Here is an 11,560-nt window from a genome sequence, read left to right as displayed (position 1 = left end):
ATGGAGGTGAACCTCATCGTTCCGATCGCCATGGAGGAGAAGCTGCGCTTCGCCATCCGCGAAGGCGGCCGCACCGTCGGCGCCGGCGTCGTCGCCTCGATCATCGAATAAAAAAGCGAGCCCTGAGGCTCGCTTCAAAAAAGGGACTGCGAGCCGAATGGCTCGCGGTCCCAAGTCGGGGAGAAGAGAGTTGGCGGCCGTCAGGCCGCGAGTTGCTCCTCGAGGAGGATCGCCGGCAGGCGCGCATCCTCGGAGGCCTCGGTCTCGTCATGGCTCGGATGCATCATCACCTCGAGCGCCGCGGCGACGGCCGAAATGCCGATCTCGCGATAGAGGCGGGCGAGCAGATCATGCGGACGGTCGGCGGATTGCGCTTCGTTGAAATCGGTGGCGACGAGCTTCGACATGGCGGCTACTCTCTACTGAATGGTTGAGGGACGCTCGAGGAATGCGTGCATTTGATTTAAAGTCTCCCTTACCCGGGTAAACTATTCGTAAAATCGCGGAGCCCTTCGGGCGTCTTCCACATGCCCCCGTGGATGAGCCGCGCCGCGATCGATGCTATGATCGCCTCATGCTGCGCCATATCCCAGAAGAGCCCGTCTCCAACGCCGCGGTCTGGTGCCGGCGGCTCGCTGTTTTCTCTCTGCCGGTGGCGGCGATCGCCGTGATCCTCGCGCGCGCCAATGCCGTGGAGCCGCAGGCCTCGCTCGCTGTGCTCGGCGGCGCGATCGTAGTGGCGCTCGTCGCGCTGCTGCTGTTTCTCGCCGCCTGCGTCGTCATCTGGCAGGAGGGCCGGCGCGGGCTGGGCGCGGCGCTCGGCGGCGCCTTTCTCGCCGCGGTGACGCTCGGCTATCCGGCCTATCTCGCGGTCCAGGCCGTGCGCCTGCCGGTGCTCTCGGACGTCTCGACCGACACGGCCGATCCGCCGCGCTTCTCCACCTCGCGCGCGGCCGTGGCGGCGCGCGCCGGCTTCACGCCCGCCGGCTTCGACGCCGACACTGCGGAGCGGCAGAGGGACGGCTATCCCGACATAGAGCCGATCGTCGTCGATCTCGAGCCGGACGAGGCCTATCAGCTGGTGCTGGAGACGGCGCAGAGCCGCGGCTGGCGCGTCATAGACCAGCGCCCGCCCGGCGGTCGCTCCGGCGTCGGCCATCTCGATTTTCTCGACCGCACATTGGTGATGGGCTTTGCCGACGACATCGCTGTGCGCCTGCGTCCGCTCGCCGGCCAGACGCGCATCGACGTGCGCTCCGCCTCGCGCTACGGGCGCCATGATTTCGGTGCCAACGCCAAGCGCATCCGGCAATTCGCCGAGGAACTGCAAGCGGGGCTGAACGAGAAGTGAGCGCTACTCCCGCACCGTGAAATACCGCGCCTCCAATGTCGCCGGCCCGTCGCAGCGGGCGAGGCCGCGCTCGATCAAATCTTCGAGATGGGCGAAGACGGAGAGCGCCGCCGCCCTCTGCAAGCTCGCGTCGAAGCCCTCGTAAATGCGCGCGACCATGGCGGCGATCGTCTCGTCGCCGGCCTCTAGCCGCTCGAGGATGGCGGCCTCGCGCTGCCGGCGATGGTGGAGCAGGGCGCGCAAATAGCGCTGCGGCTCCTTTACCGGTCCGCCATGCGCCGGCCAATAGAGGCGATCATCGCGCCAGCGCAGCTTTTCCAGCGAGGCGAAATACTCGCTCATGGAGCCGTCCGGCGGCGCGATGACGGTCGTCGCCCAGCCCATCACATGATCGCCGGTGAAGAGCGTCGCCTCCTCGGCCAGCGCGAAGCAGAGATGATTGGTCGTATGGCCCGGCGTCGCGACGGCCTCGATGGCGAGGCCGCCGAAGCTCAACTGGCCGCCATCGGCGAGGAGAATGTCCGGCGCGTAGCTTTTGTCATGCGAGGCGTCGAGGCCGGGGCCTGTGACCGCGAGATCGGGCGGCGGCGCATAGGGCGCGCAGCCGGCGATGGTCGCGCCGGTCCTCTCCGCCAGAATGCGCGCGGCCGGCGAATGATCGCGATGCGTATGGGTGACGAGCAGATAGCGCAACGTCTCGCCGTGAATGGCGGCGAGCAGCGCCTCCATGTGCGAGGCGTCCGCGGGGCCGGGGTCGATGATCGCCACCTCGCCTTCGCCGATGATGTAGCTGCATGTGCCCGTATAGGTGAAGGCGCCGGGATTGGGCGCGACGATGCGGCGTGTCGCCGGCGACACCCGTTGCAGCGCGCCCGGCGGAGAGTCGAAGGTGGTGAGAAAATCATCTGGGCTCATTGAAAATTGCGTCCCTTCGGCATGGCCTCGCGCGCCTTGGCGCCGCGCGATTGCTCGAGCAGGCGCAGATCGGCCGTCAGATCCTCGATCTTCTGCGCGATCACATGGACGACGCCGGATTCGTTCTGCACGCGCCCCGAGACCGACACCAGCCGCGCGCCGATGACCTCGGGCCGCTGTCGCTCGAACAGTTTCGGCCAGACGACGATATTGGCGATTCCGGTCTCGTCCTCGATCGTCATGAAGATCACGCCGCTCGCCGAGCCCGGCCGCTGCCGCACCAGCACGAGGCCGGCGACGGTCACGCGCGCCCCCTCGGCGGCCGGCCGGCGTTGCGCGAAATCTCGATGAAGCGCCGAGCTTGCTCCCTCTCCCGCTCGCGGGGGAGGGTTGGGGAGGGGGCCGCCGCCGAGCGCCGCACAAGGCATGATTCCCTTGGCGTCGAGCCGCGCGCGGAGAAACGCCATCGGATGCGCCTTCAGCGACAGCGACAGAAAACGATAATCCTCCACCACCTCCGCCCCGAGCGGCATGGGCGGGAGGTTCGCGTCCTCCTCCTGCGGCGCGAAGGAGAGCGCACGTAAGAGCGGCAGATCGTCCTTGTCGCCGGCGCGGTTGAGCGCCTGCACGGCCCAGAGCGCGTCGCGGCGCGGCAGGCCGAGCGAGGCGAAGGCGCCGGCCTCCGCCAAACGCTCCAGCGTCGCCGGCTCGAGCCCGCCGCGCAGCCACAGATCGCGCACGGAATCATAGCCGGCGCCGCGCTTCGCCACGAGGCGCTTCATATCCGCCTCGCGCAGGCCGATGATCTGGCGGAAGCCGAGCCGCACGTCATGCCTCGCGCGAATGTCGCTCACCATGGAGGCGTGGCGCGGATGCAGCGGCGTCGCCTCCGCGCGCGTCTCCAGCGTGCAGTCCCAAGCGGAGAAATTCACATCGACCTCATGCACGCCGACGCCATGCTCCTGCGCATCGCGCACGATCTGCGCCGCCGCATAGAAGCCCATGGGCTGCGAATTCAACAAGGCGCAGCAGAACACGTCCGGGTAGCGGCATTTGAGCCAGGCGGAGGCGTAGACGAGCAGGGCGAAAGAGGCCGCGTGACTCTCGGGGAAGCCATAGGAGCCGAAGCCTTCGATCTGTCCCCAGCAGCGCTCGGCGAATTCGCGGCTATAGCCGCGCGCCTCCATGCCGGCGAGCATTTTGGCGCGGAAGGTTCCGATCGTGCCGACGCGCTTGAACGTCGCCATGGCGCGGCGCAGCCGGTCCGCCTCATCCGGCGTGAAGCCGCCGGCGACAATGGCGATGCGCATCGCCTGCTCCTGGAACAAAGGCACGCCGAGCGTCTTGCGCAGCACCTCCTCGAGTTCCGCCGAGGGAAAGGAGACCTCCTCCTTGCCGATGCGACGGCGCAGATAAGGATGCACCATATCGCCCTGAATGGGGCCGGGGCGCACGATCGCCACCTCTATGACGAGATCGTAGAATTCGCGTGGCTGCAGCCGCGGCAGCATGGACATTTGCGCGCGGCTCTCGATCTGGAACACGCCGATCGTGTCGGCGCGCGAGATCATGTCATAGACACTCTCCTCCTCCGCGGGGATCGACGCGAGGCGATGCACGACGCCATAGCGCTCGGCCAGCAGAGCGAGGCCCTTGCGCAGGCAGGTGAGCATTCCGAGCGCCAGCACGTCGATCTTCAATATGCGCAGCGCGTCGAGATCGTCCTTGTCCCATTCGATCGTCGTGCGGCCTTCCATGGCGGCGGGCGCGAGCGGGACGATCTCGTCGAGCCGATCGCGCGTGATGACGAAGCCGCCCGTATGCTGCGAGAGATGGCGCGGAAAGCCGGTCAGCTCGCGCGTCAGCTCCAGCGCCTTGGCGAGGCGCGGCTCGCGCTCACCCTCCCCTTTAGGGGGAGGGTCGGCCGGCGATAGCCGGACGGGGTGGGGTTCAACGGCAGAGACTTGGGGTTTCACCCCCTCCCGATCGCCTTCGGCGCTCGACCTCCCCCCTCGAGGGGGAGGTGGGGACGCCTCTCCTTGCGCTATTCCTCCCCACACATTGTTCGAGAGCCGCGAGACGACGTCGGCCGAAAGGCCGAAAGCCTTGCCGACCTCGCGAATGGCCGAACGCGAGCGATAGGAGACGACCGTCGCCGTGAGTCCGGCGCGCTCGCGGCCATAGCGCGCGTAGATATATTGCATCACCTCCTCGCGCCGCTCATGCTCGAAATCGACGTCGATATCTGGCGGCTCGTTGCGCGCGGCGGAGACGAAGCGCTCGAAGAGGAGATCATGCTTCGTCGGATCGACCTCGGTGACGCCGAGGCAGAAGCAGACGACGGAATTGGCGGCCGAGCCGCGCCCCTGCGCGAATATGTCCTTCGAATGCGCGAAGCGGACAATGTCGTGCACGGTGAGAAAGTAAGCGGCGTAGCCGAGCTCTGCGATCAGCTGCAGCTCATGGCGCAGCAGCGTCTCGACCTGATCGGGAACGCCGCCCGGATAACGCGTCCGCGCGCCGTCTCGCGCGTAAAATTCGAGCGCCTCCTGCTCGCTGGAAAATCCCTCGCGCAGCTCGCTCGGATAATTATGCGCCAGCGCGTCGAGACGGAAGGATAGGCCTTCCAGAAAGCGCGCCGTCTCCTCGACCGCCTGCGGCGCCTGCGTGAATAGTCGCGCCATTTCCGCTCCGCTCTTCAGCGCGCGCTCGGCGTTGGCGGAGAGCAGATAGCCGGCGTTGTCGAGCGTCGTCTTCTCGCGCACGCAAGCGAGAACGTCGGCGAGCGGGCGTCGCTCGGGGACATGCATGTTCGGCTCATTCACCGCGATGAGCGGCAGGCCGGTCTCGCGCGAGAGCGCGATGCGGCGGGCGAGGGCGGCGCGCATGTCGACGCCATAGAGCGCGGTCGCCGCCAGCCACATCCGCTCGTCGGCCGCAGCGAGCAGGGCAGGGGGAAGGGCCGCGCCCTCCATGAGGATGAGCTGCTGATCTTCGGCGAATTCTAAGAGATCGTCGAGGAAAAGGCGGCACTCGCCCTTCTGCGCGCGCAAATTGCCGCGCGTCAGCAGCCGGCAGAGACGCCCGTAAGCGGCGCGGTCCTTCGGATAGCAGAGAATATCCGGCGTCTCGTCGGCGAAGACGAGCCGCGCGCCTATGGCGAGACGAAAGCCGGGCGCTTCGGCCGCGTGCTCGCGCAGATAGGAATGAGCGCGCACGACGCCGGCGAGCGAATTGCGATCGGCCACGCCTATGCCGACATGGCCGAGCGCCATCGCTCGCGCGACCATCTCCTCGGGATGCGAGGCGCCGCGCAGGAAGGAGAAGTTCGTCGTCGTCGCGAATTCGGCGTAGCGGGGCATCGCAAGCTCGGGCGCGCATTTTGTTCACGTATTGTCCTGCATTTCCCGAGCATGGGCAAGTGGCGCGCGCGTCGCGAGGCGGCGATGCTCGATCGTCGTCGCAACTGTCGCAAAACTGCGACGATCAAAGACGCGTCGCGGTTTCGCGATCTGGCGAAGGCGCGCGCATTCGTGGAACCTCCGTTGCGAGCGGCGTCGCGGCCGCTGCATGAGCTCGCGACAGACGGCGCGCGGTTTCCCGGGCCGTCGCCGTCTGTCGCGAAGAAAACGTAAGCTTAAAAAACGTCGGGCTGCGGAGGGAATGAATGCAGATGAGAAAATTCCGACTGTCGATGACCGTCGGCGCGTTCGCGCTCGCGGCGAGCGGCGCCTTTGCGGATACGCTGCTCGAGCTGCAGAAGGACGCGCGGCAATGGGTGTCGCCGACGGGAGATTACGCCAATCGTCGTCATTCGGCGTTGAAGCAGATCACCACCGCGAATGTGCACAAGCTCTCTGTCGATTGGCAATTTTCGACCGGCGTTCTGCGCGGTCACGAAGGGGCGCCGCTCGTCATTCACGATGTGACGATTCCGGCGGCCGCCGACAAGGACGGCAAGACGAAGTCCGCCTATGTCACCGATGTGATGTATCTGCACACGCCGTTTCCGAATGTCGTCTATGCGCTCGATCTGCGAGACCCGGATCATAAGGTGCTGTGGAAATATGCGCCGCAGCAGGACGCCTCCGTCGTTCCGGTGATGTGCTGCGACACGGTCAATCGCGGTCTCGCCTATGGCGACGGCAAGATTTTTCTCGCGCAGGCCGACACGACTCTCGTAGCGCTCGATGCGGCGACGGGCGCGTCTTCCGGCGAGGGCAAGGACAGACCGATCTGGTCTGTCAAATTCGGCGATCCGTCGAAGGGCGAGACCTCCACGGCGGCGCCGCATGTGTTCAAGGACAAGGTGCTCGTCGGCAACGCCGGCGGCGAATATGGCGTGCGCGGCCATATCAGCGCTTATGACGTCAAGACCGGCGCGCTGCTGTGGCGCGGCTATTCGACCGGGCCGGACGAAGAGACGTTGATCGACCCCGAGAAGACGACCCATCTCGGCAAGCCCGTGGGCAAGGACTCCGGGATCAACACTTGGCAAGGCGATCAGTGGAAGCTGGGCGGCGGCACGACATGGGGCTGGTACAGCTATGATCCGGAGCTCGATCTGATCTATTACGGCTCCGGCAACCCCTCGACATGGAATCCCGTGCAGCGTCCCGGCGACAATCGCTGGTCGATGACGCTCTGGGCGCGCGATCTCGACACGGGCAAGGCGAAATGGGTCTATCAGACGACGCCGCACGACCAATGGGATTATGACGCGGTCAATGAGATCGTGCTCGTCGATCAGGAGATCGGCGGCAAGAAGACGAAGACCGCCGTTCATTTCGATCGCAACGGCTTCGCCTACACGCTCGATCGCACAAATGGCGAATTGCTCGTCGCCGAGAAATTCGATCCGGCGGTCAATTGGGCCAAGAAGATCGACCTCGACAAGAAGTCGAAAACCTATGGCCGTCCGATCCTCGACGAGCGCTTCTCGACCGAGGCGCATGGCGAGGACGAGACGACGCGCGGCGCCTGTCCGACGACTCTCGGCTCGAAGGACGAGCAGCCGGCGAGCTATGATCCGAGCACGGGCCTCTTCCTCGTGCCGACGAACCATGTCTGCATGGATTTCGAGCCGTTTCGCGTCAGCTATTCCGCCGGCCAGCCCTATGTCGGCGCGACGGTGGAAATGTTCCCGGCCGATCGCGACAAGGGCGAGACGCATACGGGCAATTTCATCGCCTGGGACGCGAAGACCGGAAAGATCGTCTGGGCGAACAAGGAGCAATTCTCCGTGTGGTCGGGCGCCGTCTCGACCGATGGCGGCGTGACCTTCTACGGAACGCTGGAAGGCTATCTCAAGGCGGTCGACACAAAGACCGGCAAGGAGCTGTTCCGGCGCAAGACGCCCTCCGGCATCATCGGCAATGTCATCACCTATGAGGTCGGCGGCAAGCAATATGTCGCCGTGCTCTCGGGCGTCGGCGGCTGGGCCGGCATCGGCCTCGCGGCTGGCCTCACCAAAAGCAGCGACGGTCTCGGCGCGGTCGGCAATTATCGCAGCCTGTCGAATTACACCGCGCTCGGCGGCGTGCTCACCGTCTTCGCTCTGCCGGACTGACCGGCGTGCGCCCGGCGGCGCTCAGTCGCCGGGCGTCCCGCTCTGCTCTTCCTTCTTGCGCCGGCTCGCCTTCTTCGGCTCGCGCCGCGGGCCTTCCACCAGCCGCACCACCACGCCCCAGAGCGTGCGCACATCCTGCTCGGTCATGTTCATGCGGTGGAACATGTTGCGCAGATTGCGCGACATCACCGGCTTCTTCGTCTCGGGACGGAAGAATTGCCGCTCGTCGAGATGCTTCTCCAGATAGTCGAAGAAAGCGAGCGTCATCTCGCGGGTGGCGGGCGGCGAGCGCTCGGTGACGTCGAAGGGCAGCGTCTCGCCATGGGCGTGGCGGAACCATTCATAGCCGGTGAGCAGCACCGCCTGCGCCAGATTGAGCGAAGCATAGGCGGGATTGACCGGAAAGGTCAGAATCGAATCGGCGAGCGCGACATCGTCATTGTCGAGCCCTGTGCGCTCCGGGCCGAACATCACGCCATGACGCTCGCCGGCTTTGATACGCAGGGCGGTGGAGGACATTGCGGTCGCGGGCGTCACCACGGGCTTCACCTGGCCGCGCCCGCGCGCCGTCGCCGCATAGACGAAGGAAAGATCGGCGATCGCCTCGCGCACGCTCTCATAGAGCTTGGCGGAATCGAGCAGATGCGCGGCGCCGGCCGCGGCGGCGTAGGAGGCCTCGCGATAGACGGGATCGCGCGTCGGCCAGCCCTCGCGCGGCGCGACCAGCCGCAGGTCGGAGAGGCCGAAATTGGCCATGGCGCGCGCGCACATGCCGATATTGACCGCGAGCTGCGGCCGCACGAGCACGATGGTCGGCCCGCCTTCGAGCTTTGGCTTGGTGTGGTCGGTTCCAGCGCCGGTCATGGAGAGTCGTCGCTCGAATCGAGGGTCGCCGCGAGATCGCGACGTGAATGAAGAATGTTCACGATTTCCAGACGCTCATCGGTGCAACGGAAGAAGATGATGTAGTCGCGGAACAAATAGCCGCGCAGTCCGGGCGAAAGCTCCTCGCGCGGACGCCCGAGAAGAATGGGCGAGGCGGCCAGCTTTGCGCATTGCGCGCGAAATCGCTCGGCGACGGCCAATCCTGCGTCGAGATCGCCGGAGGTCTCCCCGATGAAATCGGCTATGTCTTTCAGATCTCGATTGGCGGCGAGGCGATAGATCAGCTTGCGCATTCAGGCGCTTCGAGCCCTTCGGGCCTCGACATGGGCGCGCAACTCGGCGGCGACCTGCTCGTCGGTCAATTCGCCCGCTTCGGCGAGAGACGCCTCTATTGTCTCGCGCAGCGCCTTCAGCTTCGCCTCGCGCTCCTCCACGAGACGCAGGCCCTCGCGCATCACCTCGGTCGCCGAGGCGTAGCGGCCCTGCTTGACCAGGGAATCGATGAACTCTTCCCAATGCTTGCCAACGGATACGTTCATGGCGAGCCTCCTCGGCGGATTATAGCACGATATGCGCATAACGTGCTATTGCGGGCGCCGTCGACTTTTCTCTCGGTGCGAGCGCGCTGTAGGCGTCGGCGCCTGAACATTCGGCAGCAGTCGATCAAAATCGCCGTCACGAGAAGTGCAAACCGCTTCGCCTTGCAGATTTGCCCATGGCGCCTGCTTTGCCTTGCGCCTTACGCGCGCTATAAGGCCGGCGGCTCACGCGGGAGAGGCATTTTATGAGCAAGATCAAGGTCGCGAATCCGGTCGTCGAGCTCGACGGCGACGAGATGACCCGGATCATCTGGGCCTATATCAAGGACAAGCTCATCCATCCCTATCTCGATCTCGAGCTGCTCTATTACGATCTCTCCATCCAAAATCGCGACGCCACCAATGATCAGGTGACGATCGACGCGGCCGAGGCGATCAAGACTCATGGCGTCGGCGTCAAATGCGCCACTATCACGCCGGACGAAGCCCGCGTGCAGGAATTCGGCCTGAAGGAAATGTGGAAGTCGCCCAATGGCACGATCCGCAATATTCTGGGCGGCGTCATCTTCCGCGAGCCGATCATCTGCAAGAACGTTCCCCGCCTCGTGCCCGGCTGGACGCAGCCGATCGTCATCGGCCGCCACGCCTTCGGCGATCAATATCGCGCCGTCGATTTCCGCACGCCCGGCAAGGGCCGCCTCACGATCAAATTCGAGGGCGACGACGGGACGGTGATCGAAAAGGAAGTGTTCCGCTTCCCCGGCGCCGGCGTCGCCATGGCGATGTACAATCTCGACGAGTCGATCCGCGAATTCGCGCGCGCCTCGATGAATTTTGCGCTGAACCGCAAATTCCCGCTCTATCTCTCGACCAAGAACACGATTTTGAAAGCCTATGACGGGCGCTTCAAGGATTTGTTCCAGGAAGTGTTCGACGCCGAGTTCAAAGCGCAATTCCAGGCGCAGGGTCTCACCTATGAGCATCGCCTCATCGACGATATGGTCGCCTCGGCGCTCAAATGGTCCGGCGGCTATGTGTGGGCCTGCAAGAATTACGACGGCGACGTGCAGTCGGACACGGTGGCGCAGGGCTTCGGCTCGCTCGGCCTGATGACCAGCGTGCTGATGACGCCGGATGGCAAGACCGTCGAGGCGGAGGCCGCGCATGGCACGGTGACGCGCCATTATCGCGAGCATCAGAAGGGCCATGCGACCTCGACCAATTCCATCGCCTCCATCTTCGCCTGGACGCGGGCGCTCGCGCATCGCGCCAAGCTCGACGGCAATGAGGCGCTGGCGCGCTTCGCTCTGACGCTGGAAGAGGTCTGCGTCTCCACAGTGGAGCAGGGCTTCATGACCAAGGATCTGGCGCTGCTCGTCGGCCATAATCAGAAATGGCTGTCGACCACCGGCTTCCTGGACAAGATCGATTCCAACCTCGCAGCCGCGCTTTCGCTCGGAAAATGAGGGATCGACGAAGTGATTGTGCTACCCGAGCGGCGCGGCTATATAGACGCCGCGTTCAGGCTTAGGGAGGATTCGCGGCAATGGCGGTGGATCTAGACGCTAGCTACAGACCGTCCGAGCAAGAAGATTTCATGAACGATCGGCAGCGCGAGTATTTTCGGCGCAAGCTGCTCGCGTGGAAGGACGAGATACTGCAGGAGAGCCGCGACACGCTCGCCACTCTGCAGAGCGAGAACGAGAACCATCCCGACCTCGCCGATCGCGCTTCGTCGGAGACCGATCGGGCGATCGAGCTGCGCGCCCGCGACCGGCAGCGCAAGCTCATTTCCAAGATCGACGCCGCTTTGTCGCGGCTCGAGGACGGCACCTATGGCTATTGCGAAGAGACCGGCGAGCCGATTTCGCTGAAGCGGCTCGACGCGAGGCCGATCGCCACTCTGTCGATCGAGGCGCAGGAGCGGCACGAGCGCCGCGAACGCGTCTACCGGGACGACTGAACGGGCGTCCTCGATCTTTCGAAAGATCCGAACAGGAATAAAAAACAGCGCCCGCGGAGAATTCCGCGGGCGCTGTTTTTGTCGGCTCAGGGTTTCGATTCCGGACGGCCGAGCAGTCGCGCCATTTCCGCCTCGAGCGAGTCGAGCGGATCGACGGGCGGAGCCGGCGGCGGCTCTTCCGGCGGCGGAGGAGGGGGCGGCGGCTCGACGACGACCTCCTGCGGCGGAAGCTCGGGAGCGGGCGGCGGCGGTTCCGGCGCGGGCGGCGGCGGCTCGACGGCCGACGGCGGCGCCGGCTTGGCGGCGCGCGACAGGAAGGGCGGCGGGGCCGGACGCGG

The 11,560-nt window shown here is 65.4% G+C and carries 10 protein-coding genes and 2 pseudogenes; 5 read left to right on the top strand and 7 right to left on the bottom strand.

The features are described 5' to 3' along the window. Nucleotides 1-111 (top strand): annotated as a pseudogene (locus FMZ75_RS20125) (elongation factor Tu); the annotation flags it as partial. Nucleotides 112-200: 89 nt separating this feature from the next. On the opposite strand, the gene FMZ75_RS20120 reads toward FMZ75_RS20125, so the two are convergent. Then, nucleotides 201-407: a hypothetical protein gene (locus FMZ75_RS20120; RefSeq protein WP_166145817.1), complete on the bottom strand. Its 207-nt coding sequence runs from the start codon at nucleotides 405-407 to the stop codon at nucleotides 201-203. A 167-nt stretch (nucleotides 408-574) separates the two neighbouring features. Between FMZ75_RS20120 and FMZ75_RS20115 the strand changes: the two genes are divergently transcribed. After that, nucleotides 575-1,351: a DUF1499 domain-containing protein gene (locus tag FMZ75_RS20115; protein ID WP_166145814.1), complete on the top strand. Its 777-nt coding sequence runs from the start codon at nucleotides 575-577 to the stop codon at nucleotides 1,349-1,351. Between the two features lie 3 nt (nucleotides 1,352-1,354). Here the strand turns inward: FMZ75_RS20115 and FMZ75_RS20110 are convergent, their stop codons facing one another. Both FMZ75_RS20110 and dnaE read right to left on the bottom strand, forming a co-directional pair. After that, entirely contained in the window at nucleotides 1,355-2,266 is a 912-nt protein-coding gene (locus FMZ75_RS20110; RefSeq protein WP_166145811.1) for an MBL fold metallo-hydrolase, read from the bottom strand. After that, nucleotides 2,263-5,628: a DNA polymerase III subunit alpha gene (dnaE, locus tag FMZ75_RS20105; protein ID WP_166145808.1), complete on the bottom strand. Its 3,366-nt coding sequence runs from the start codon at nucleotides 5,626-5,628 to the stop codon at nucleotides 2,263-2,265. The genes FMZ75_RS20110 and dnaE overlap by 4 nt, the downstream gene beginning before the upstream one ends. Nucleotides 5,629-5,939: 311 nt before the next feature. On the opposite strand from dnaE, the gene FMZ75_RS20100 reads away from it, so the two are divergent. Then, nucleotides 5,940-7,835 (top strand): methanol/ethanol family PQQ-dependent dehydrogenase, encoded by a 1,896-nt coding sequence (locus FMZ75_RS20100; RefSeq protein WP_142862400.1) that lies wholly within the window; start codon nucleotides 5,940-5,942, stop codon nucleotides 7,833-7,835. Between the two features lie 21 nt (nucleotides 7,836-7,856). Here the strand turns inward: FMZ75_RS20100 and FMZ75_RS20095 are convergent, their stop codons facing one another. From FMZ75_RS20095 to FMZ75_RS20085, 3 genes are read right to left on the bottom strand one after another with little or no spacing between them, the layout of a single operon-like run. Beyond that, complete coding sequence (locus tag FMZ75_RS20095) at nucleotides 7,857-8,699, bottom strand: RNA methyltransferase (protein WP_166145805.1); 843 nt, start codon at nucleotides 8,697-8,699, stop codon at nucleotides 7,857-7,859. Then, complete coding sequence (locus FMZ75_RS20090) at nucleotides 8,696-9,013, bottom strand: type II toxin-antitoxin system RelE/ParE family toxin (RefSeq protein ID WP_166145802.1); 318 nt, start codon at nucleotides 9,011-9,013, stop codon at nucleotides 8,696-8,698. Before FMZ75_RS20090 ends, FMZ75_RS20095 begins: the two co-directional genes overlap by 4 nt. After that, entirely contained in the window at nucleotides 9,014-9,259 is a 246-nt protein-coding gene (locus FMZ75_RS20085; protein WP_108917888.1) for a type II toxin-antitoxin system ParD family antitoxin, read from the bottom strand. It abuts the gene before it with no gap. Nucleotides 9,260-9,504: 245 nt separating this feature from the next. On the opposite strand from FMZ75_RS20085, the gene FMZ75_RS20080 reads away from it, so the two are divergent. Further along, the gene (locus FMZ75_RS20080; RefSeq protein ID WP_166145799.1) at nucleotides 9,505-10,725 is read left to right on the top strand and encodes an NADP-dependent isocitrate dehydrogenase; all 1,221 of its coding nucleotides are present in this window, start codon (nucleotides 9,505-9,507) and stop codon (nucleotides 10,723-10,725) included. 80 nt (nucleotides 10,726-10,805) lie between these two features. Continuing rightward, entirely contained in the window at nucleotides 10,806-11,222 is a 417-nt protein-coding gene (gene dksA, locus FMZ75_RS20075) for an RNA polymerase-binding protein DksA (protein ID WP_108917890.1), read from the top strand. An 86-nt stretch (nucleotides 11,223-11,308) separates the two neighbouring features. On the opposite strand, the pseudogene FMZ75_RS20070 reads toward dksA, so the two are convergent. Further along, nucleotides 11,309-11,560 (bottom strand): annotated as a pseudogene (locus tag FMZ75_RS20070) (hypothetical protein); the annotation flags it as partial.

Origin of the sequence: Methylosinus sp. RM1 (assembly GCF_011378635.1) — a bacterium.
In the GTDB taxonomy this organism is placed as follows: domain Bacteria; phylum Pseudomonadota; class Alphaproteobacteria; order Rhizobiales; family Beijerinckiaceae; genus Methylosinus; species Methylosinus sporium.
This window is presented reverse-complemented; position numbering and strand designations above follow the sequence as displayed.